Raw genomic sequence first — 22268 nt, 5'->3', positions numbered from 1 at the left:
GCGCCATGTCGGATGCCCTGAAGACGCTGCGCAGCCGGATCGATGCCATTGATGACGAACTGCTGCGGCTTTTCGCCGAGCGCGCGCGGCTGGCGAAGGAGGTGGGGCGGCTCAAACAGGGCAATCACGTCTATCGCCCGGAGCGGGAGGCGCAGGTGCTGCGCCGGCTGCTGGCGGCCAATCCCGGGCCGCTTTCCGACGAGGCGGTGGCGCGGCTTTTCCGCGAAGTCATGTCCGTCTGCCGCGCCCTGGAACAGCCCCTGCGCGTGGCCTACCTGGGGCCGGCGGGGACCTTCAGCCAGGCGGCGGTGGTGAAGCATTTCGGCCACGCGCCCCAGACCGTGGCCTGCGCTTCCATCGATGACGTGTTCCGGCAGGCCGAGGCGGGCATGGTGGACTACGCCGTGGTGCCGGTGGAGAACTCCACCGAGGGCGCCATCGGCCGCACCCTGGATCTGCTCCTCAACACGCCCCTGAAAATCTGTGGCGAGACGGTGGTGCGCGTGCACCAGTGCCTGCTGCGCAAGGAGGACGCGGGGGGAAAGATCGCCCGCGTCTATTCCCATCCCCAGTCCCTGGCCCAGTGCCACGAGTGGTTGAACCAGAATCTGCCCGGGGTGGACCGCGTGCCCGTCGCCAGTAATGCGGAAGCGGCCCGGCTGGCGGCGCAGGAGCCGGAGGCCGCCGCCATCGCCGGGGAGATGGCGGCGGAAATCTATGGCCTCACGGTGCTGGCGCGCAACATCGAGGACGACCCCAACAACACCACCCGCTTCCTCGTCCTGGGGGCACACGATGCCGCCCCCTCGGGGCGGGACAAGACCTCGCTGGTGATGTCGGCGCCCAACCGCCCCGGCGCCGTCTATGAACTCCTCGGCCCCTTTGCCCGTCATGGGGTGTCCATGACCAAGCTGGAATCGCGCCCCTCCGGGGCGAGCCTGTGGGAGTACGTCTTTTACGTGGACGTGGAGGGCCACCGTGAGGACCCGCCGGTTGCCCACTCCCTGGCGGAACTCAGAAACCTCGCGCCCCTGCTCAAAATCCTGGGTTCCTATCCGGTGGCCGACCTGTGAGAACCGGTAAGCTTTGTCCACCATGATCGAAGTCTGCGAAACCGTTCCCGGTCACATCCGCGCCATCGCCCCCTATCCCCCGGGCAAGCCCATTGCCGAACTGGCGCGGGAAATGGGGCTGGCGCCGGAGTCCATCGTCAAGCTCGCCTCCAACGAAAACCCCTTGGGCCCCAGTCCCCGTGCCCTGGAGGCGGTGCGGGAATGCCTTCCTGAGCTTGCCCGCTATCCCGATGGCGCGGGCTTCGAGCTGCGCGCCGCGCTGGCGAAGAAATACGGCGTGGGCATGGACCAGATCGTGCTGGGCAACGGCTCCAACGACGTGCTGGAACTCGCCGCCCGGGCCTTTCTTGCCCCTGGTACCTCCGCCGTTTTCTCCCGCCATGCCTTCGCCGTCTATCCCCTGGCGGTGCAGGCGGTGGGGGCACGGGCCATTGAGGTGCCGGCCAAAGACTTCGGCACCGACCCGGTGGCGATGCTGGAAGCCATCGAAGAGGACACGCGGGTGATTTTCCTCGCCAACCCTAACAACCCCACCGGGACGCTGCTTATGCCGGAGGCGCTGCTTGCCTTCGTCGAAGCGGTTCCCCGCCGGGTGCTGGTGGTGCTAGACGAGGCATACTACGAATACCTGGAGCCGGGGCTCGCGCCGCCCAGCGTCACCTGGCTTTCCCGCTTCCCCAATCTGATGATCACCCGCACCTTCTCCAAGGCCTATGGGCTGGCGGGGCTGCGGGTGGGGTTTGCCCTGGCCCATCCGGAGGTGGCGGACATGCTCAACCGGGTGCGGCAACCCTTCAACGTCAGCACCGTGGCCCAGGTGGCGGCCATCGCCGCCCTCGGGGATGCGGCCCATCTCGAGCGGAGCATTGCCGTAAACCGCGCCGGACTGGCCGCGATGACCGGGGGGCTGGCGCGGCTGGGGCTGGAATGGATTCCCTCCTTCGGCAATTTCTTGTGCTTCCGTGTGGGCAACGCCATGGGCATCTACCAGCGGCTTCTCAAGCGGGGGGTCATCGTGCGGCCGGTGGCCAATTACGGGCTGGCGGAATATCTGCGCGTGAGCGTGGGCCTGCCGGAGGAAAACGAACGGTTCCTGACGGCGCTGGCAGGCGCCCTCGAAGAGGAAGGAAAGGAAACGGCATGATCGTGGTGATGGAAAACGGCGCCACCGAAGAGCAGATCGAAGCAGTGGTGCGCAAGATCAAGGAATACGGCTGTGACGCCAACGTCTCCCGCGGCACCGAGCGCACCGTCATCGGTGCCATCGGCGATGAGCGGAAAATCGATCAGGAAGCAATCGATGCCCTGCCTGGGGTCGAGTACTCCATGCACGTGGTCAAGCCGTACAAGATCGTGGCGCGGGAATGGCACAAGGAAAACACCGTCATCGACATCCGCGGCATTCCCCTGGGGGGCAATCAGATCCAAGTCATCAGCGGCCCCTGCTCGGTGGAAACCCAGGAGCAGATGGACGAGGCGGCACGTTTCGTCAAGGAGGCCGGCTGCCGGCTGATGCGCGGTGGTGCTTTCAAGCCCCGTACCAGTCCCTACACCTTCCAGGGGCGGGGTGTGGAGGGCCTGGCCATGTTCCGCCGGGCGGCGGACAAGTATGGGCTGCCCATCGTTACCGAGCTCATGGACGTGCGCATGCTGGACACCTTCCTCGAGTACGACGTGGATGTGATCCAGATTGGTACCCGCAACATGCAGAACTTCGATCTTCTCAAGGAGGTGGGCCGCATCAACAAGCCGGTGATCCTAAAACGGGGCATGGCGGCCACCATTTCCGAGTGGCTGATGGCGGCGGAATACATCGCCGCCGGCGGCAACCACAACATCATCTTCTGCGAGCGGGGCATCCGCACCTATGAGACTGCCTATCGAAACACCCTGGACGTGACCGCGGTTCCCGTCCTGAAGAAGGAAACCCACCTGCCGGTGATCATCGATCCCTCCCATGCCGGCGGCAAGGCCTGGATGGTGCCGGCGCTGGCGCGGGCGGCCATTGCCGCCGGTGCCGACGGTCTGCTGGTGGAATCCCATCCCCGTCCCTGTGAAGCGTGGTGCGATGCCGACCAGGCCCTGAGTCCCGAGGAACTGAAACACCTCATGGGCGAGCTCAAGGGGATTGCCAGCGTGCTGGGCCGCAGCCTCTGATCACCGTGGAAAAACGGCTCGCTCACCTACCCAAGAATCAGCCGGACCCTGCTGCCTTAGCCCCGGCGACGGCTTGTCATTTTGGTCCCGGGCGTGAGGGGGCATGATGGACTGCGTCGTCATTTTCGGTATCGGCCTTATCGGTGGCTCCCTGGCCCTGGCGCTGCGCGAGGCGGGAAGTGTGAAGCGGGTGATCGGCTTCGGGCGCGATGCGGAAAACCTGCGCATTGCCCGTGAGGCGGGGGTCATCGACGAGATCGGCAGCGATGCCGCCCAGGTGGCGGAGGCCGATGTGGTGGTGCTGGCGGTGCCGGTGGGCCAGATGGGGGGCGTCATGGCGGCCATCGCTCCCCATCTTGCCCCCCACACCGTGATCACCGACGTGGGCAGCACCAAACAGGATGTGATCGCCCTCGCCCGCACGCACCTCAAAGACCGGCTTGCCCGCTTCGTCCCCGCGCATCCCATCGCCGGCGCGGAAAAGAGCGGCGTGAGGGCGGCGCGGGCCGATCTTTTTCGTGATCGGGTGGTGGTGATCACGCCGCTTGCGGAAACCGATCCGGTGGCGCGCAGCCAGGTGGCGGGCCTGTGGACCGCATGCGGCGCGCGCATCGTGGAGCTCAACCCGCAGGAACACGACGAGGTGTTCGCAGCGGTGAGCCATCTGCCCCACGTGCTCGCCTTCGCCCTGGTGGACTACATCGCCGCGCAAAAGGAGGCGGCGCGTCTTTTTGGTCTGGCGGCAAGCGGCTTCCGCGACGTGACCCGTATTGCCGCCAGTTCCCCCGAGATGTGGCGCGACATCTGCCTTGCCAACCGCGAGGCGCTGCTGCGACACCTCACGGGTTATGAGGCGGAACTTGAGCACCTGCGCGCGCTGATTGCCGCCGGTGACGGCGAGGGCCTGGCGGAAGTCTTCACGCGGGCGCGCAATACCCGCCGCCGTTTCCTCGGCGAGGGCTGATGGCAACATCCGTCGCGGCGCGCCCCTTTGCCTGGGCTAGATTTCCATGACCAAGGACCATCTCGACCTGCAACCCATTCCCCGCATGGCGGGCAGTGTGAAACTGCCCGGCTCGAAGAGCATTTCTAACCGCACCCTGCTTCTTGCGGCGCTGGCGGAAGGCGTGACGGAGGTGCGTGGGCTGCTCGATTCGGACGATACCCGGGTCATGCTGGAGGCGCTGGCGCGTCTGGGTGTCGAGTGGGAGCGCCTGGGCGATGGCGACCATTACCGGGTGCGGGGGGTGGCGGGCCGCTTCCCCGTTCGGGAGGCGGACCTTTTCCTGGGCAATGCCGGCACCGCCTTTCGACCGCTCACGGCGGTGCTGGCCTTGGCGGCGGGGCACTATCGGCTGTCCGGTGTGCCACGCATGCACGAGCGGCCCATCGGCGACCTGGTGGATGCCCTGCGTCAGTTGGGGGCGCGCATCGATTATCTGGGAGCGGAAGGTTATCCGCCGCTTGCCATCCATCCGGCGGAGATTCGCGCCGGCGGCAGGGTGCACATCCGGGGCAATGTTTCCAGCCAGTTCCTCACCGCCGTGCTCATGGCGTTGCCCCTCACCGGTGTGGCCCACACAGTGGAAGTGGTGGGGGAACTGATTTCCAAGCCCTACGTGGAAATCACCCTCAACCTCATGCGCCGCTTCGGCGTGGAAGTGGAGCGGGAGGGTTGGTCGCAGTTTCACATCGCGGCCAACCAGCGCTACCGCAGTCCGGGCACGGTGCAGGTGGAGGGGGATGCTTCCAGCGCTTCGTATTTCCTCGCGGCCGGTGCCATCGGCGGTGGTCCGGTGCGGGTGCTGGGGGTGGGCAGAAACAGCATCCAGGGTGATGTGCGCTTTGCCGACGTGCTGGCGCAAATGGGCGGGCTCATTCGCAGCGGCGAGGACTGGATCGAGGCCTGCGGGCCGCGCGTGCTCAAGCCCATCGATGCGGACCTCAACCACATTCCCGATGCGGCGATGACGGTCGCCGTGGCGGCACTCTTCGCCCGCGGCACCACCACCATCCGCAACATCGCCAGTTGGCGGGTGAAGGAAACCGATCGCATCGCCGCCATGGCGCGGGAGCTCGCCAAACTCGGAGCGCAAGTGGAGACGGGGGCGGATTTCATCCGCATCACCCCCCCGGCGGCGGGACTGACACCCCATGCCGAAATCGAAACCTATGACGATCACCGCATGGCCATGTGTTTTTCCCTGGTGGCGCTTGCCGGTGTGCCGGTGCGCATCCTCGATCCCGGTTGTGTGGCGAAGACCTTCCCCGGCTATTTCGATGTCTTCCTCAGCCTGGTGCAGCCGGATGTGCCGGTGATCGCCATCGACGGCCCTTCCGCTTCGGGCAAGGGAACCGTTGCCCAGCGGGTGGCGCAGCGGCTGGGCTTCCATTACCTGGACAGCGGCGCCCTCTACCGTCTGCTGGCCCTGGCGGCGCGGCGGGCGGGCGTGGCCTGGGAGGATGCGCAGGCGCTTAAAGAGCTTGCGGCCACCCTGCCCGTGCGCTTCGAGGCAGAGCGGGTGTGGCTTGGCGAGGAGGATGTCACCGATGCCATCCGCAGCGAGGAAATCAGCGCCGGGGCCTCCGTGGTGGCGCAATGGCCGGCGGTACGCGATGCCCTCCTGGACCGCCAGCGGGCTTTCCGCCAGCCGCCGGGTCTGGTGACCGACGGGCGCGACATGGGTTCGGTGGTCTTCCCTGATGCCCGCGTCAAGATTTTTCTCACCGCCAGCCCCGAAGTGCGGGCGGAGCGCCGATATAAACAGTTGATGGAAAAAGGAATGTCTGCTAACATCCAAACTCTTTTGCAGGACATCCGGGAGCGGGATGCGCGGGATTCCCGGCGCAGCGCGGCCCCCTTGCAGAAAAGTGCGGATGCGAGCGTGCTCGATACCAGCGCCCTCACCATCGACGAAGCGGTGGCGGAGGTGATCCGGCGATTCGAGGCGGCATCCGCAGCGGGTGTCACCGGAGGCTGAAGGAAACCCAGGGCGGTAGCAGGCTGTTGAAAGCCTGAAGACCGTTTCGGTTACCCCGGTGATGTGGTCACAAACAGGCAACCCGTCCGCAATCGGGAAGATTCGGGCGGCATTTTTCAGGTACCCCTTCATGATGGCGACTTCGCAAACCTCCACCACCCAGACTGCTGCCGGCAACGAAAGTTTTGCCGCCCTTTTCGAAGAATCGCTTGCCCGCCAGGAAATGCGCGTGGGCGAGCTCATCACCGCCGAGGTGGTGGCGATCCGCGGCGACGAGGTGATCGTCAACGCGGGTCTCAAGTCGGAAAGCGTGATCCCCGCCTCCGAGTTCCGCAATGATCGCGGCGAACTCGAAGTCAAAGAGGGCGACTTCGTCACCGTCGCCATCGAAGCCCTCGAGGACGGCTACGGTTCCACCCGCTTATCCCGGGAGAAAGCGAAGCGCATCGCCGCCTGGCAGGAGCTGGAGCAGGCGATGGAAAACAACCAGCTGGTCAAGGGCATCATCACCGGCAAGGTCAAGGGTGGGCTTACGGTGATGATCAACGGCATCCGCGCCTTCCTGCCCGGCTCGCTGGTGGATGTGCGGCCGGTGAAGGACACCACCCCCTACGAGGGCAAGGAATTCGAGTTCAAGGTCATCAAGCTCGACAAGAAACGCAACAACGTGGTGGTCTCCCGCAAGGCTGTGCTCGAGGAAACCCTGGGCGCCGAGCGCCAGGCGCTCCTGGAAAGCCTGAAGGAAGGCATGGTGGTCAAGGGCGTGGTGAAGAACATCACCGACTATGGTGCCTTCGTCGATCTGGGGGGCATCGACGGTCTGCTGCATATCACCGATCTGGCCTGGCGCCGGGTGAAGCACCCCTCCGAGGTGCTCTCCGTGGGCGATGAGGTGGAGGCCAAGGTCCTCAAGTTCGACCAGGAAAAGAACCGCGTTTCCCTCGGCCTCAAACAGCTGGGCGACGATCCCTGGGTCAACATTTCCCGCCGTTATCCGCCGGGCACGCGGCTTTTCGGCAAGGTGACCAACATCACCGATTACGGTGCCTTCGTGGAGATCGAGCCGGGCATCGAAGGCCTGGTGCATGTGTCGGAAATGGACTGGACCAACAAGAACGTTCATCCGGCCAAGGTGGTGCAGGTGGGCGACGAGGTGGAAGTGATGATCCTCGAAATCGACGAGGAGCGCCGCCGCATCTCCCTGGGCATGAAGCAGTGCAAACCCAACCCGTGGGAAGAGTTTGCCGCCAACTACCGCAAGGGCGACAAGGTCAAGGGGCAGATCAAATCCATCACCGACTTCGGCGTCTTCATCGGGCTGCCCGGTGGCATTGATGGTCTGGTGCACCTGTCCGATCTCTCCTGGACGGAGCCGGGCGAGGAGGCGGTGCGCAAGTACAAGAAGGGCGACGAAGTGGAAGCCGTGGTGCTTGCCATCGACCCCGAGCGCGAGCGCATCTCTCTCGGCATCAAACAGTTGCAGGGCGATCCTTTCACCAACTACGTGGCCTCCCACGACAAGGGCGCCATCGTCAAGGGGACGGTGAAATCCCTCGATGCCAAGGGCGCCGTCATCCAGCTTGCCGATGACGTCGAAGGTTATCTGCGGGCATCCGAAGTGTCCCGTGACCGTGTCGAGGACATCCGCACCCACCTTAAGGAAGGGGATGAGGTGGAAGCCATGATCATCAGCGTGGACCGGAAGAACCGCAGCATCAGCCTTTCCATCAAGGCCAAGGAGGCGGCGGAGGCCGCCGAGGCCATGGAAAAAATGGCGGCCGAACAGTCGGCGAGCAGCGGCACCACCAACCTGGGCGCGCTTCTGAAAGCAAAGCTGGATACCAAGAGCACCGGACAATAACAAAACCGGGGTTTGGCCATGACCAAATCGGAGCTCATCATGCGGCTGTCGGCGCGCTATCCCCAGCTGGTGACCAAGGACGCGGAATTGGCGGTGAAAACCATCCTCGATGCCATGGCGAAAAGCCTGTCGCAGGGGGAGCGCATCGAAATCCGTGGTTTTGGCAGTTTCAGCCTCAACTACCGGCCACCGCGTATCGGGCGCAATCCCAAGACCGGCGGCCGCGTCGAGGTGCCGGCCAAGTATGTGCCCCACTTCAAGGCGGGGAAGGAGCTCAGGGACCGCGTGGACAACCGCAAGCGGCAGGCGGAAACGCCGCCCGCCAGTGAGAGCTGAGGCCGTGAACGCTGCAGGCACGCAATCCCCGGGGCCGGCGCCGGCCTTTCGCTGAGGCGGGCCTGCACCAGGCCGGTGGCAGAGGAGGCAAGGCATGCGATTCGTCACCCCGGTGCTTGGTCTGGTGTTGTTCCTCCTCGCCGTTGGCTTTGCCGTCAAGAACAGTGAAGTCGTCACCCTGCGCTATTACCTGGGCACCGAGTGGCAGGCGCCCCTGGTGGTGGTGCTTCTGGTGTTTTTTGCCCTGGGCGCGGTGGCGGGGGTGGCGGCGAGCGTGAGCTACATGTTGCGCCAGCGGCGGGAGATCCTGGCCCTCAAACGGGAACTGCGTCAGCGCAACCAGGAGGCCCAGCGGGCCGAGGGCGCCCAAACCGCGGGTCAAGCTTAGACGCCGGAAACCCGTCGTGGATTTCGAATACTGGTGGCTGCTGGGGTTCGCCCTCTTCTTCCTGCTCGGCTGGGTGGCGGCCCGCATCGACATCAAGCACGTCATCTCCCAGTCCAGACAACTGCCCGAGTCCTACTTCAAGGGCCTGAACTTCCTCCTCAATCAGCAGCCGGACAAGGCCATCGAAGCCTTCACCGAGGCGGCGCGCGCGGACAGCGAAACTGTCGAGCTGCATTTCACCCTCGGTGGGCTGTTCCGCCGTCGTGGGGAGGTGGAGCGGGCCATCAAGTTGCACCAGGGTTTGATTGATCGTCCCGATCTGGGCGAGGAGCAGCGCCTCGCGGCGCAGATGGAGCTCGGCCAGGATTACCTCAAGGCGGGGCTCCTCGACCGCGCCGAACAGGTCTTCCGGAAGCTGGAGAAAACCCACCACGTAGAGGCTGCCCGCCGCGCCCTGATGGAGATTTACGTCCAGGAAAAGGAATGGGACAAGGCGATCGCCATGGCAGAGCGTCTGGCCGAGAGCGCCGGCACCGGCTATCTCGTGGAAATCAGCCAGTTTCATTGCGAGAAGGCGGCTGCCCTGGCCATGGAGGGGCGTTTCGACGCGGCGGCCGACGAGCTCACGGAAGCGCTGCGGGTGAACCGGCGCAACGTGCGTGCCACCGTGCTCGCCGGGGATTTTGCCCTCGCCTCGCGGCGGCCGGAGGAGGCGATCACCGCCTGGCGGCGGGTGGAGGCGCAAAACCCGGACTATCTGCCGCTGGTGGCGGAAAAACTGCTCGCCTGTTACCGTGACCTGGGACGGGTGCAGGATGCGGCCCATCTGCTCAAAGGGTGGCTTGCCAACCATCCCAGCGTGGACCTCTTCGGTGCCGCCTTCCAGGCGGTCCTGGAGGCGGAGGGCAGCGAAGCCGCCCACCGCCTGGGCCGCGAGGAGCTGCGCCGCAATCCGACCCTGCTTGCCCTGGAAAAAATCCTCGACGCCCAACTCTACGAGGCACCCCCGGAGGCGAGACAGGATCTGCAGGCCATCCGCAATCTTGTTCACCAGCATGCCCGTCGCCTCGCCTTCTTCCAATGCGACAATTGCGGTTTCAAGGCGCGGCAGTTTTTCTGGCGCTGTCCCGCCTGCGGCGGCTGGGAGACCTTCCCGCCGCGCCGGCTGGAGGAGCGTCAGGCCTCGGCCCAGAGCTAGCCCATGTTGAGCGAACCCCGCATCATCGTCGCCCTCGACTATGCCGCCAGCGCGCCGGCGCTGGCGCTCGCCCGGCGGCTGGACCCCGCCCGCTGCCGCCTCAAGGTGGGCAAGGAGCTGTTCACTGCCGCCGGCCCTGCCCTGGTGGAAAAACTCAGGGCGGCGGGCTTCGAGGTCTTTCTCGATCTCAAGTTCCACGACATTCCCCACACCGTCGCCGCCGCCTGCCGCGCCGCGGCAGGGCTGGGGGTGTGGATGATCAACGTCCATGCCCTGGGTGGGCGGGCCATGTTGACCGCCGCCGCGGAAGCCCTGGCGGGCCTGCCGCAGGCCCCCCATCTCGTTGCCGTGACGGTGCTCACAAGTCTGAAGGCGGCCGACCTGGTGGAAGTGGGCATCAGCGAGCCCCCCGAGGCAGTGGTGGTGCGGCTTGCGCGTCTGGCACAGGAGTGCGGGCTTGCGGGCGTGGTCTGCTCGCCGAGGGAGGCGGCCCTGTTGCGGGCGGCGCATGGTCCGGATTTTCTCCTGGTCACCCCGGGTATCCGCCCGGTGGGTGCTCAAGCCGGGGATCAGGCGCGCATTGCCACCCCCGCCGAGGCCCTCCGTGCGGGTGCAAGCCACCTGGTGATCGGCCGACCCATCACCCAGGCGCCGGACCCCATGGCGGCGCTGGAAAACATCGAAAAGGAAATCAAGGGAGCGTTCCTATGAAAATCACCATCATCGGCACCGGCTACGTGGGGCTGGTCACCGGCACCTGTCTTGCCGAAGTGGGCAACGAGGTCATGTGCCTGGACGTGGACGCGCGCAAGATCGCCCTGCTCAACGAGGGAGGCATTCCCATCTACGAACCGGGGTTGGAGGATCTGGTCCGGCGTAACGTGGCCGCCGGACGACTCCACTTCACCACCGACGTGGCGAAGAGTGTGGCTTTTGGCCAGGTGCAGTTCATCGCTGTGGGCACGCCGCCCGACGAGGACGGTTCCGCCGATCTGCAATACGTGGTGGCGGCGGCGCGCAACATCGGCCGCCACATGGACGAATACAAGGTCATCGTGGACAAGTCCACGGTGCCGGTGGGCACCGCCGACAAGGTACGCGCCGCGGTGCAGGAAGAGCTCGCCCGCCGCTGCCTCGACATTCCCTTTGCCGTGGTCTCCAATCCCGAATTCCTCAAGGAGGGGGCGGCGGTGGAGGACTTCATGCGCCCGGACCGCATCGTCGTCGGCACCGACGATCCCCGGGCGCTGGCAATCATGCGGGCGATCTATGCCCCCTTCCAGCGCAACCACGAACGCCTGATCGCCATGGATATCCGCTCCGCCGAGCTCACCAAGTACGCGGCCAATGCCATGCTTGCCACCCGCATTTCCTTCATGAACGAGCTGGCCCTGCTTGCGGAAAAACTGGGCGCTGACATCGAACACGTGCGTCAGGGCATCGGCTCCGATCCCCGCATCGGTTATCACTTCCTCTATGCCGGCGTGGGCTATGGCGGCTCCTGTTTCCCCAAGGACGTCCAGGCCTTGCAGCGCACCGCGCAGGAACACGGCGTCACCCTGCGGGTGATCGAGGCGGTGCAGGCGGCCAACGAGCGGCAGAAACGGGTGCTGCTGGAGAAAATCAAGGCCCGCTTCGGCGAAGACTTGCGCGGCCGCTGCTTCGCCCTGTGGGGGCTGGCCTTCAAGCCTGACACCGACGACATGCGCGAGGCACCCAGCCGCGTCATCATGGAGGGCCTGTGGCAGGCGGGTGCCACGGTGCGGGCCCATGACCCGGTGGCCATGCACGAGGCCCGGCGCATCTATGGCGACGAACCCCGCCTTACGTACGCGGCCACCCCCATGGATGCCCTGGACGGCGCCGATGCGCTGGTGATCGTCACCGAATGGAAAGTCTTCCGCAGCCCGGATTTTGCCGACATGCGGCGCCGACTCCGGCAGCCTGTCATCTTCGACGGCCGCAATCTCTACGAACCCAACGTGGTGCGGCAGGCAGGGTTCGAGTATTTTCCCATCGGCCGGCAATGAGACCGGGGACGAAAGAAAGACACCATGCGTGACCTGCGCGAGGCGAGAGTCCTGGTGGTGGGCGATGTGATGCTGGACCGTTACTGGTTCGGCGAGGTGAGCCGCATCTCCCCCGAGGCGCCCGTGCCCGTGGTGCGGGTGACGGGCAGCGAGGATCGCCCGGGCGGGGCGGCCAACGTGGCGCGCAACATCACGGCGCTTTCCGGCCAGGCCTGGCTTTTGTCGGTGGTGGGGGCGGACGAGGCGGGAAGCCGGCTGCGCGAGCTTTTACAGGCGGAGGGGGTGCAGGCCTTTCTGCACACCGATGCTACCATTTCCACCATCATCAAGCTGCGGGTCATTGGCCGCCAGCAGCAGCTTCTGCGCATCGATTTCGAGACGCCGCCCAGCCACGAAATCCTCGCCGCCAAGCTTGCCGACTACGAGCGCATGCTGCCCGAGTGCGATGTGGTGGTGCTCTCCGACTATGGCAAGGGCGGGCTCATGCACATCGAACGCATGATCGAGCTGGCGCGTTTCGCGGGCAAACCGGTACTGGTCGATCCCAAGGGCGATGACTACAGCCGTTATCGCGGGGCCACCCTGCTCACCCCCAACCGCGCCGAGTTCCGTGAAGTCGCCGGCAGTTGGCGCAGCGAGGAGGAACTGACGCAAAAGGCCCATGCCCTCATCCACAGCCTCGAGCTCGATGCGCTGCTCGTTACCCGCAGCGAAGAGGGCATGACGCTTTTCCGCCAGGGTGAGCGGCTGCACGAGCCGACCCAGGCGCGGGAGGTGTTCGATGTCTCCGGCGCCGGGGATACGGTGATCGGCACGCTCGCCCTCATGCTGGCCTGCGGTGCGCCCCTGGAGGAAGCCATGCGCATTGCCAACCGGGCGGCCGGCATCGTCGTTGGCAAGCTGGGTACCGCCGTGGTGCACCGGGAAGAACTCTTCGGCTAACGCCTTGCGCATTGCCCTGCACGGGGCGCAAGGTTTGGTGGAGAAGGGATTTGACTTCGGCGCCAGGCGCATCGAAAAAGGAGAACACATGTACTACATCGTCACCGGAGCGGCCGGTTTCATCGGCGCCAACCTGGTCAAGGCGCTCAACGAGCGCGGTGAGACCAACATCATCTGCGTGGACAACCTGAGCCGGGCGGACAAGTTCCGCAACCTCGTGGACTGCGAGATTGCCGATTACATCGACAAGCAGGATTTCCTCGACATGCTTCTGGATGGCGCCTGGGAGGGCGAGATCGCCGCCGTGCTGCACGAGGGTGCATGCTCCGACACCATGGAAACGGATGGCCGTTACATGATGGACAACAATTACCGCTACACGGTCACCCTCTTCGAGCACTGCCAGGCGGAGGACATTCCCTTGCTTTACGCTTCTTCCGCCAGCGTCTACGGCAGCGGCCTGATTTTCCGCGAAGAGCGCCAGTTCGAGGCCCCGCTCAATGTGTACGGCTACTCCAAATTTCTCTTCGACCAGTATTTGCGCCGCCACTGGCACCATCTCACCAGCCAGGTGGTGGGCTTCCGCTATTTCAACGTCTATGGGCCGCGGGAACAACACAAGGGCCGCATGGCCTCGGTGGCCTTTCACTTCTTCAACCAGTACATGAGCGAAGGTCGGGTGAGGCTGTTCGAAGGCAGCGGCGGCTACGGAAATGGCGAGCAGCGACGGGATTTCATCTCCGTCGAGGACGTGGTCAAGGTCAATCTCTACTTCCTCGACCATCCCGAGTATTCGGGAATTTTCAATGTCGGCACCGGCCGCTCGCAGACCTTCAACGACGTGGCTGTTGCCACCATCAATGCCTGCCGCCGCGCGCGGGGGGAGGCACCGCTGACCCTGGCGGAGCTGCAAAGCCGGGGTATCATTGAGTACATTCCTTTCCCCGAGGCGCTCAAAGGTAAATATCAGAGCTTCACCGAGGCGGACATCTCCCGTCTGCGCAATGTGGGCTATACGGAACCGTTCCTCACCGTGGAGGAAGGTGTCGCCCGCTATGTGGAGTACCGCCTGGCGCAGGGGGAAGGACAAAGCGGACAGTGACCCATTGCAACCCAACGGAGGCAGCATGCCTTACTTTGTGTACCGGATCGAAAACCTGCCCATCCGCCGTCTGGAAAAACTCTGCGTCTTCGACGTGTTCAAGGAAGCGAGTGCTTTTGCCAAACAGCAGCGGGCAACCCAGAATCTGTCGGAAGGAACGGTGATCAAGGTGATCTTCGCGGAGAACGAACTGGTGGCGGAGGACCTGCTGTCTCAGGTGCGCGAGGCGCCCCCCCGCATCGGTGACGATTACTGAGGGCGGCGCCTTCCCTCGCCATGTATGACGAAAACGCCTACCGGGAGACCTACCGCGAGGTCAATCCCCTGCAATGTGTCTTCGAGCGGGGGATGCTCAGGCGGTGTGTGGATTGCGAAATGGCTGTGCGACGCAACATTGCCGAACGGGAGGCGGTGGGCTGTCGCGACCAGGCGGCCCACGCCCTTTGCGCGGGATTCAAGGAGCGGCTCAAGCGGGCCGCCATGTTCGTCCTCAAGGTGGCGCACCCGGACGATCCCCTCCCCCATGCGAAGGAACTGAAGCTGCAGTGCGGGGGGCTGGCGGGCCTTGGCGAGGCGGTGGGGGAAGGGCCGCAGGAGACGGGAAACGTGGCGGCCCTGTTGCGTGGGGCTCTTTCCCGCCACGGCAGCCTCGATGATCTGCCCTATCAGGCGATGCTGCCCATGATCCGCTCCTTCGAGCCACGCCCACGTCGCTGAGGGGAAATCGCGGGGGCGTTGCCCCGTCCCACGCAGGTTTCAGGGAGCCGCGGCTCCCATGCGCTGGAAGCAATGGCACCCTCAGCGGGCAAGCCGCGCCGCCCCCGCCCGTGCGATCAATCCATCCTGCTCCGAGGTGACCCCGCTCACACCGATGGCGCCCACGATCTCGCCATCCACCACCAGGGGCAGTCCCCCCTCCACGGGCGTGACGCCAGGCAGACCCAGCACGGCGCGGCGGCCGCCGGCCAGGGCTTCCTCCCACGCCTTGCTCGGCCGTTTGAAGGCAAGGGCCGTACGCGCCTTGGCCTGGGCGACTTGGATGCTTCCGATCTGCGTGCCGTCCATGCGCACGAGGTGGAGAAGGTGGCCGCCGTCATCGACGATGGCGATGACCACGTTCCAGCCGCGGCGGCGGGCGAAGCCTTCGGCGGCGGCGGAAATTCGGCGCGCCGCCGCGAGGCTCAAAGTGCGTTTGCTGAGCAGGGGTAGAGACGATTTGGCTGCCATGGGGGTCACCTGCAGCGGGCAAGGGCGCGCCGCTTCTCATAAGCCTCGCGGGCAATGGTCACATCCTCGACAAAGCGGGGCAGTTCCTCCAGGGTGAGGGCCTGGGGCCCGTCCACGAGGGCTTTGGCGGGGGCCGGGTGGAAGTCCACCAGGATCATGTTGGCGCCGGCAATCACGCCCTGGGCGGTGACATGGAAGATGTCGAGAATGCCGTCCGGGTCGGCGGCGCGGGAGCCCACGGAATGGGACGGATCAATGCACACCGGCATGCGGGTTAAGCGTTTGACCACCGGCACATGGGCGAAATCGACGAAGTTGCGGTGGGGATCGCCCATGTTGGTCTTCATCCCCCGCAGCCCGAAAACGACCTTGCGGTTGCCTTCGGAGGCGAGGTATTCGGCGGCGTTGAGGGATTCGTCGAGGGTGATGCCAAAACCCCGCTTGAGCAGCACCGGAAATTCCTGCTGCCGCCCCACCGCCTTCAGCAGCTCGAAATTCTGCGTGTTGCGGGTGCCGATCTGCAGCATGATGCCCGTGGGATGGCCGGTGAGGTGCAGCGCCTCACGGATTTCCTCGACATGGGACTCATGGGTGACCTCCATGGCGATCACCTTGATGCCGTATTTGCCCGCCAGCTCGAAGACATAGGGCAGGCAGGCCTTGCCGTGACCCTGGAAGGAATAGGGGCTGGTGCGGGGCTTGTAGGCGCCCATGCGGGTGCAGACCAGACCCTGGGCGTGCAGGGCGCGGAGCATGAGTTCCACGTGTTCCCGCGTATCCACCGCGCAGAGGCCGGCGAAGATGTTCAGATTGTCCTGGGCGAAACGCACACCGTTGTATTCGAAATGGGTGGGACGGGTGTCGTCCCGGTGACGTCCCAGCACCCGGTATTCCTCCGAAACGCGCACCACCCTTTCCACGCAGGGCAGGCTTTTCATGTAGTCGAGGGAGAGGGTGGCGGTATCGCCGATGAGATAGATTTCGGTAAGGCGCTGCTGCGCGCCCTGCTCGTGATGCACGCGGTACTCGATGTTGGGCAGCCGGTCGAGGAAATCGATGAGCTGCCGGTACTCGGGTGCATTGAGATCGACGTTGGGGGTGAGGATGAGGATCATGGTCAATCGCCTTCCAATGGGTGCAGTTGACAACCCTCGGGGTTACAGCGCAAATAGCCGCCGGCTTCGTACCAGTCGGGCAGCACCCAGCGCTCGCAGAGGCGGCCATCCACCTCATGGGTGTGATGCCCCGGGCGATGGGTGTGGCCGTGGATGAGCCGCTTCACGCCGTGCTCCCGCAGCGCGTTTGTCACCGCGGCCGCGTTGACGTCCATGATGGCTGGGGGCTTGCCTGCTTTTTCCTTTTCACTGCGGGCGCGCAGCGCCTCGATCTGGGCCTTGCGCCGGCTGAGGGGCTGAGCGAGGAATTCCGCCTGCCAGCGGGGATCGCGCACCATGGCGCGAAACTCCTGATAGTCGTGATCGTCGGTGCACAGGGTGTCGCCATGCATGAGGAGCGTGGGCTTGCCCTCCACCTCGCGCACGCTGGGATCGGGCAGAAGGTGGATGCCGGTGCTGTGGGCAAAGCGGGCGCCGATGAGGAAGTCCCGGTTGCCATGCATGAGAAAGATGGGCAGCCTTTGCGCGGCTTCACCCAACAGGCGGGCGATGTGGGCGTTGAAGGGGTCGTCGAGATCGTCGTCGCCGGCCCAGGATTCGAACAAATCGCCGAGGATGTAGAGGGCCCGCGCGCCCTCAACGGTTTCGCGCAAAAAATGCGCGAACCGCTCCCCGATGCGCGGCCGTCGGGGCGACAGATGTAAGTCGGCGATGAAGAGTGTCGACACGATCGTCACTGGCAACGCCGCCCGGCTGTGTCTACCTCGGGATTGGGGGCGGGACCAGGGGCGCGGCCGGGGACGGGGGCTTGTATGGCGGAAAAGCGGGCTTTCACACCACCTCGGCGCTTTCGATCACCACGTCTTCCACGGGCACGTCCTGATGCCCGGCCCGCTGGCCAGTGCGTACCTTGCGGATTTTGTCCACCACCTCCTGGCCCTCGACGACGCGGCCGAAGACGCAATAACCCCAGCCCTGCGGGGTGGGCGCGGTGAAGTTGAGGAAGTCATTGTTGGCGACGTTGATGAAGAACTGCGCCGTGGCCGAATGGGGATCGGAGGTGCGCGCCATGGCGATGGTATAGGGCTCGTTGCGCAGTCCGTTGTCGGCCTCGTTGCGGATGGGGGCGCGGGTGGGCTTGAGCACCATCCCCGGTTCGTAACCGCCGCCCTGGATCATGAAACCGTCGATGACCCGGTGAAAGAGCGTGCCGTTGTAATGCCCGCTTTGCACGTACTCCAGGAAATTGGCGGTGGTGAGCGGCGCTTTTTCCGCGTCAAGTTCCAGCAAGATGCTGCCCAGGTTTGTGTTTAGTCTTACCTTTGCCATTGGCTTTTCCTTTCGGCTTGGGGGTGGGGGCGGGTTCCGGCGGCAGCAGGGCCACCTTCTCGATGATGACCGGCTCCAGGGGCACGTCCTCCTTGAGGGGGCCAGCGGCGCCGGTGGGCAGTTCGGCGATTTTCTTCAGCACGTCCATGCCGCTCAAGACCTTGCCGAACACACAATAACCATAGTAGTCGGGATCGTCCCGGTGGTGGTTGAGGAATTTGTTGCTGTCCAGGTTGATGAAGAACTGGGAGGTGGCGGAATGGATGTCCCGGCCCCGGGCCATGGCGATGGTGCCGGGTTCATTGGTGAGCCCGTTCTTGGCTTCGCTGGGAATGGGAGGCAGGGTGGGCTTGGGGGTGAAATCCGGGGTGTAGGCACCCCCCTGCACGATGAAATCCTTGACCACCCGATGAAAGACCGTTCCCTCGTAAAAGCCGCTCTTCACGTAATTGAGGAAATTTTCCACCGTCACCGGCGCCTTGTCGGGGAAGAGCTCGAGAACGATACGGCCATGGTTGGTGACCATCTCCACCCGGGGATTGGCGGCACGCGCCGGCCAGGCGGCCAGCAGAGCGAGCGCGGCGATGAACAGGATTTTTTTCATGGCCTCCTCCTTGTCTTCTGCCAACGGCGATTTTTTAGCGGAACGCCGCCCCTTTGGCAATGACAAAAAGGCAAGCCTTGCCGGGGTGGCAGAGGGGATCAGGCTGCGCCTTCATAGACGATCTTCCATGCTCCGCCCTCCTGCCGCCAGTACTGGCGCTTGCGCATGGTGCCTTGCAGGTTGTTGCTGCGGTAATCCTGGTCGAAGGTGACGACGACGAGGTCGTCCTGTCCGGGATAGCGGAAAAGGCTCAGGTTGGAGAGGCGAACCTCGATGTGGGTCTTGCCGGCATTGACCTGCCGTTTGAGCGCCGCCCAGGCGGTGTAGTCCTGCTCGCCATTGTGGAAGGCGGTGGAATAGTGGGCGAGATACCGCTCGGTGTTGAGGCTCTCCCAGTCGCGGCGCCAGCGTTCGATTTCCCGGCTGAGGGCGTCCCGTTCGGCGCGCAGGCGGGCGGGCTCCACCCAGGTAAGCCCATCGCCGATGATGACGGGAGTGCGGCCGACGGAAATGTAGGGCCGCAGCGCTTCCAGGTCCTCGTTGCTGAGCACCACACAGCCATTGCTGGCGCGGGGCGGGCGGCTGTAGGTGTCGCTGGGCACCCCGTGCAGCCAGATGCCCGATCCATTGCGCCCGAGACGCCGATCCCATTCGTTGGGATAGTTGATGGGGAAGGCGCCGCTGCCGTAGAAATCCGTGAGCTTGGCGGGGGCGAGGGCATCCACCACGAAATAGACGCCAAGGGGGGTGCGCTGATCACCCTCCCGCGTCTTGTCCGCCCCCCGTTTGCCCACCGTCACATAATAGTCGGCCACGTAGCGGGGATCGCCGCCTTCATTGCGAAAGACATAGAGCCGGGAACGGCGGGTGTCCACCACCACGGCGTGGGTCTGGCTGGGGTCGAGTTGGAGCAGCGGCGCGGGCACGCGGTCCCGGGGCACCGGCTCCAGATAGTGTTTGAGGCGCACCCGGGCTTCTTCGCGGAAATCCACCACCCGTTCATCGGGCACATCGCCCAGGGTGGAGATGGGCCGCGCCCGTGCCATGAGCAGATCACCCCGGATGAGGTGGGCGAGACGGAAATTGGGCCGCAGACTGAGCAGGGTTTCCACCCGTTGCAGGGCGGCATCGAGGCGATTGTTCTGGATCTCGAGCAGGGCCTCGACGAGCAATCCCTCCGGCGTGCGCGGGGCGGCTGCGGGGCTTGCTGGAACGGCCCGCGGACGGTGGCCCATGGCGGTGGCGGGGGGCTCCAGCAGCGGCAGCAGCAAAAGCCAGGTGAAGAAAACGGCGAGCTTGCCGCGATGCGCGGACAGTCCGCGGCGGAAAGCGGACAGGCCTGCTTGCCCCTTCATGCTCAGCCGCCGACCCGTTCCTGTTCGATCAGCCATTTCGTGCCATGACGCTTAAAGATAAGCGTCTTGGTGACTTCGGAATCCAGACGGTCCGCGCGGTAGTGCTGGCGGAAGGTGACGGCCACGCGGTCATCTCCAAGGCGACGCGCCGTAAGGTTATCGACGGTGACCTGGATGCGTTTGGGCGCGGTAAGCCGCTCCCGGCGGCTCATCTCCCACTCGGCGCGGCGCTGGCCCTTGGGCGGTTTGAAATCCGGTCCGTAGAAGGACAGATATTCCGCCACATTCTGCGCCGACCAGGCGCGGGCCCATTCCTTCACCGTCTGCACGGCTGCCTCGGTCGCATCGACAGCAGGCTTGGTCGGCGCTGGCTTCTCCGCCGGTTTTTCCGCGGCGGGCGGCGCTGCCGCCTCAAGGGGTGGCTTCGCCACTGGCGGTGTGGCTGTCGGTGTGACGGCGGCGGGCGCGGCCGCCACCGCGGCGGCGGGCTTGGCGTTGGCGCCTCCCTGGCCCGGCTGCGGGCGTGCCGCTTCGGGCTTGACGCCCCGCTGCAGACGCGCATTGATGGGGAAGATTTCCCGGATCAGGGCGAGCTTGGTCTGTGCCGCCGTGTTGTTCCTGTCCAGTTGCAGGGCGCGGTCATAGGCCTGGCTTGCCAGCTTGGCATAGATGTCGCCCAGGTTTTCGTGGGCCGTGGCATAGGAGGGATGGGTCTGGATGGCCATTTCCAGCGCCTGGCGGGCCTTGTCGTACTGCTGCTGCTGCGCGTAGAGCACGGCCAGGTTGTTGTAGGGTTCGGGCAGCTCGGGGTAATCCTCGGTGAGGGCGGTGAAGACCTTGATGGCCTCTGCGGTCTTGTTCTGCTCGGTGAGGATCACGCCCTTGAGGAAGCGGACGCGGGCATCCTTGGGACGGTTGGCCAGGTAGGCGTTCACCCGCTCCAGGGCGGCGCTGAGATTACCCTGGCGGACGAGCTGCTGGGCGTCGTCGATTTCATCGGCGCGCACGGGAAAAGCGGCGACGAGGAGCAAGGATGCCGCCAGACAGAAGAGGGAAACCACGGGCTGAAAGCGCATTGTGTTATACTCGGGTCCGGTAATTTCTTTGTAATTCCAAGATTTTAACCACAACCCCGCCGAGCCACAATCGCCGCGATCATTTCCATGGCGCCACTCAAGACCCGTTTCGCGCCCAGCCCCACCGGGCTCATCCACTTCGGCAACGTCCGCACCGCCCTCTTCAATGTCCTCCTCGCCCGCCGGCACAAGGGGACCTTTCTCCTACGCATCGAGGACACCGATCTGGAACGCAGCCGCGAGGAGTTCATCGAGGCCATCAAGGAAGACCTGCGCTGGCTGGGGCTCAACTGGCAGGAGGGGGAGGGCGAGGGAGGCACGGCGGGCCCCTACCGTCAGTCCCAGCGTGCGTCCGTCTATGCCGCCTATCTGGAGAAACTGACTGCCCAGGGACGCGTCTATCCCTGCTTCTGCACCCCCCTGGAGCTGGAAGTGTCGCGCAAGGTGCAGGCGGCGGCGGGCAAACCGCCCCGCTATTCGGGCAAGTGCGCGCATCTCAAGCCGGAGGAGGTGGAACGCAGAAAGGCCGAGGGTTTGCCCTATACGCTGCGATTCCGCATGCCTGCGGATGATCTCATCACCTTCGACGATCTGGTGCGGGGGCCGCAGAAATTTGCCACGGAGGACATCGGCGATTTCATCATCCGCCGCTCCGATGGCAGCTTCGCCTTTTTCTATGTGAACGCCCTGGATGATGCGTTGATGGGGGTGACCCATGTGCTGCGCGGCGAAGACCATCTCGCCAACACCCCCCGCCAGATTGCCATTCTCAAGGCGCTGGGCCTGCCCGTGCCCCAATACGGCCACATCTCCCTCATCGTGGACAGCCATGGTGCCCCTCTTTCCAAACGCAGTGGCAGTCTGTCGGTACAGGAGCTGCGGGAGATCGGCTATTTTCCCATTGCGGTGAACAACTATCTCGCCCGCCTGGGTCATCACATCGATTCCGGCGAGCTGCTTTCCCTGGACGAACTGGCGGCGGTGTTCGACATCGCCAACCTGGGACGGGCGCCGGCGCGTTATGATCGGGCGCAGCTCGACCACTGGCAGGCGCAGGCGGTGCACCATGCCGATGACGGCCTGCTCACCGCATGGCTTGCGCCTGCGGTGCACGGGCTGGTGCCGGAAGCGGACATGGCGGCCTTTGCCGCCGCGGTGCGCGCCAATGTGATGTTCCCCCACGATGCGCGGCTGTGGGCGGAGGCGGTCTATGCCGATGCACTGCCCATTTCGGAAGCGGCGCGGGAGGTGCTGGAGAATGCCCCGCCGGAGCTTTTCCGCGTCGCCGTCGATGCACTGCTGCCGGACATGGATTTCGGCACCTTCGTGCAACGGGTGAAGGCGGCCAGTGGATTGTCCGGCAGGAACCTCTACCTGCCGCTGCGCGCGGCCCTCACCGGCCAGACCTACGGCCCGGAGATGCCGCCGCTCTTCCGCCTCATGGGCTATGAGCGGGCGCGTCATCGTTTGGTGCAACACGTGCTGAGCACCTGA

At 65.0% G+C, this 22268-nt stretch carries 23 protein-coding genes; 16 read left to right on the top strand and 7 right to left on the bottom strand.

Annotation, left to right across the window (positions count from 1 at the left end; translation table 11 throughout):
* Nucleotides 1–5 precede the first annotated feature (5 nt).
* From pheA to K6T56_04160, 15 genes are all read left to right on the top strand, one after another.
* The gene (pheA, locus tag K6T56_04230; GenBank protein MCL6555555.1) at nucleotides 6–1073 is read left to right on the top strand and encodes a prephenate dehydratase; all 1068 of its coding nucleotides are present in this window, start codon (nucleotides 6–8) and stop codon (nucleotides 1071–1073) included.
* A 22-nt stretch (nucleotides 1074–1095) separates the two neighbouring features.
* Nucleotides 1096–2217, top strand: a complete 1122-nt coding sequence (gene hisC, locus K6T56_04225) for a histidinol-phosphate transaminase (GenBank protein ID MCL6555554.1) — start codon at nucleotides 1096–1098, stop codon at nucleotides 2215–2217.
* Complete coding sequence (aroF, locus tag K6T56_04220; protein ID MCL6555553.1) at nucleotides 2214–3230, top strand: 3-deoxy-7-phosphoheptulonate synthase; 1017 nt, start codon at nucleotides 2214–2216, stop codon at nucleotides 3228–3230. Before hisC ends, aroF begins: the two co-directional genes overlap by 4 nt.
* A gap of 103 nt (nucleotides 3231–3333) precedes the next feature.
* The gene (locus tag K6T56_04215; GenBank protein ID MCL6555552.1) at nucleotides 3334–4194 is read left to right on the top strand and encodes a prephenate dehydrogenase/arogenate dehydrogenase family protein; all 861 of its coding nucleotides are present in this window, start codon (nucleotides 3334–3336) and stop codon (nucleotides 4192–4194) included.
* Between the two features lie 46 nt (nucleotides 4195–4240).
* Nucleotides 4241–6211, top strand: a complete 1971-nt coding sequence (locus K6T56_04210; GenBank protein ID MCL6555551.1) for a bifunctional 3-phosphoshikimate 1-carboxyvinyltransferase/cytidylate kinase — start codon at nucleotides 4241–4243, stop codon at nucleotides 6209–6211.
* A 133-nt stretch (nucleotides 6212–6344) separates the two neighbouring features.
* On the top strand, nucleotides 6345–8072 hold the full coding sequence (gene rpsA, locus K6T56_04205; protein MCL6555550.1) for a 30S ribosomal protein S1: 1728 nt from the start codon (nucleotides 6345–6347) through the stop codon (nucleotides 8070–8072).
* 18 nt (nucleotides 8073–8090) lie between these two features.
* On the top strand, nucleotides 8091–8408 hold the full coding sequence (locus tag K6T56_04200) for an integration host factor subunit beta (protein MCL6555549.1): 318 nt from the start codon (nucleotides 8091–8093) through the stop codon (nucleotides 8406–8408).
* A 94-nt stretch (nucleotides 8409–8502) separates the two neighbouring features.
* Nucleotides 8503–8796 carry a LapA family protein gene (locus tag K6T56_04195; GenBank protein ID MCL6555548.1) on the top strand — a complete coding sequence of 98 codons (294 nt, stop codon included), beginning with the start codon at nucleotides 8503–8505 and terminating at the stop codon, nucleotides 8794–8796.
* Nucleotides 8797–8812: 16 nt separating this feature from the next.
* Entirely contained in the window at nucleotides 8813–9994 is a 1182-nt protein-coding gene (gene lapB / locus K6T56_04190; GenBank protein MCL6555547.1) for a lipopolysaccharide assembly protein LapB, read from the top strand.
* Between the two features lie 3 nt (nucleotides 9995–9997).
* Complete coding sequence (gene pyrF, locus K6T56_04185) at nucleotides 9998–10705, top strand: orotidine-5'-phosphate decarboxylase (protein MCL6555546.1); 708 nt, start codon at nucleotides 9998–10000, stop codon at nucleotides 10703–10705.
* The gene (locus K6T56_04180) at nucleotides 10702–12024 is read left to right on the top strand and encodes a UDP-glucose/GDP-mannose dehydrogenase family protein (GenBank protein ID MCL6555545.1); all 1323 of its coding nucleotides are present in this window, start codon (nucleotides 10702–10704) and stop codon (nucleotides 12022–12024) included. The genes pyrF and K6T56_04180 overlap by 4 nt, the downstream gene beginning before the upstream one ends.
* Nucleotides 12025–12048: 24 nt before the next feature.
* Nucleotides 12049–12966 (top strand): D-glycero-beta-D-manno-heptose-7-phosphate kinase, encoded by a 918-nt coding sequence (gene rfaE1 / locus K6T56_04175; GenBank protein MCL6555544.1) that lies wholly within the window; start codon nucleotides 12049–12051, stop codon nucleotides 12964–12966.
* 88 nt (nucleotides 12967–13054) lie between these two features.
* Nucleotides 13055–14068: an ADP-glyceromanno-heptose 6-epimerase gene (rfaD, locus tag K6T56_04170; GenBank protein MCL6555543.1), complete on the top strand. Its 1014-nt coding sequence runs from the start codon at nucleotides 13055–13057 to the stop codon at nucleotides 14066–14068.
* A gap of 25 nt (nucleotides 14069–14093) precedes the next feature.
* Nucleotides 14094–14324 (top strand): hypothetical protein, encoded by a 231-nt coding sequence (locus tag K6T56_04165; protein MCL6555542.1) that lies wholly within the window; start codon nucleotides 14094–14096, stop codon nucleotides 14322–14324.
* A gap of 20 nt (nucleotides 14325–14344) precedes the next feature.
* Entirely contained in the window at nucleotides 14345–14785 is a 441-nt protein-coding gene (locus tag K6T56_04160; protein MCL6555541.1) for a hypothetical protein, read from the top strand.
* Between the two features lie 81 nt (nucleotides 14786–14866).
* On the opposite strand, the gene K6T56_04155 is transcribed toward K6T56_04160, so the two are convergent.
* The 7 genes from K6T56_04155 to K6T56_04125 all read right to left on the bottom strand — a co-directional run bounded on the left by K6T56_04155 (nucleotide 14867) and on the right by K6T56_04125 (nucleotide 20774).
* The gene (locus tag K6T56_04155) at nucleotides 14867–15295 is read right to left on the bottom strand and encodes a heme-binding protein (protein MCL6555540.1); all 429 of its coding nucleotides are present in this window, start codon (nucleotides 15293–15295) and stop codon (nucleotides 14867–14869) included.
* Between the two features lie 5 nt (nucleotides 15296–15300).
* Nucleotides 15301–16410 carry a hypothetical protein gene (locus tag K6T56_04150; GenBank protein ID MCL6555539.1) on the bottom strand — a complete coding sequence of 370 codons (1110 nt, stop codon included), beginning with the start codon at nucleotides 16408–16410 and terminating at the stop codon, nucleotides 15301–15303.
* A 2-nt stretch (nucleotides 16411–16412) separates the two neighbouring features.
* Entirely contained in the window at nucleotides 16413–17138 is a 726-nt protein-coding gene (locus K6T56_04145; GenBank protein ID MCL6555538.1) for a UDP-2,3-diacylglucosamine diphosphatase, read from the bottom strand.
* A gap of 103 nt (nucleotides 17139–17241) precedes the next feature.
* Entirely contained in the window at nucleotides 17242–17739 is a 498-nt protein-coding gene (locus K6T56_04140; GenBank protein ID MCL6555537.1) for a peptidyl-prolyl cis-trans isomerase, read from the bottom strand.
* Nucleotides 17687–18343: a peptidyl-prolyl cis-trans isomerase gene (locus K6T56_04135; protein MCL6555536.1), complete on the bottom strand. Its 657-nt coding sequence runs from the start codon at nucleotides 18341–18343 to the stop codon at nucleotides 17687–17689. Before K6T56_04135 ends, K6T56_04140 begins: the two co-directional genes overlap by 53 nt.
* 98 nt (nucleotides 18344–18441) lie before the next feature.
* Nucleotides 18442–19698: a L,D-transpeptidase family protein gene (locus K6T56_04130; GenBank protein ID MCL6555535.1), complete on the bottom strand. Its 1257-nt coding sequence runs from the start codon at nucleotides 19696–19698 to the stop codon at nucleotides 18442–18444.
* A 2-nt stretch (nucleotides 19699–19700) separates the two neighbouring features.
* Nucleotides 19701–20774 carry a tetratricopeptide repeat protein gene (locus K6T56_04125; GenBank protein MCL6555534.1) on the bottom strand — a complete coding sequence of 358 codons (1074 nt, stop codon included), beginning with the start codon at nucleotides 20772–20774 and terminating at the stop codon, nucleotides 19701–19703.
* A gap of 87 nt (nucleotides 20775–20861) precedes the next feature.
* Between K6T56_04125 and gltX the strand changes: the two genes are divergently transcribed.
* On the top strand, nucleotides 20862–22268 hold the full coding sequence (gene gltX, locus K6T56_04120) for a glutamate--tRNA ligase (protein ID MCL6555533.1): 1407 nt from the start codon (nucleotides 20862–20864) through the stop codon (nucleotides 22266–22268).

This window comes from Burkholderiales bacterium (assembly GCA_023511995.1).
In the GTDB taxonomy this organism is placed as follows: domain Bacteria; phylum Pseudomonadota; class Gammaproteobacteria; order Burkholderiales; family Thiobacteraceae; genus Thiobacter.
This window is presented reverse-complemented; position numbering and strand designations above follow the sequence as displayed.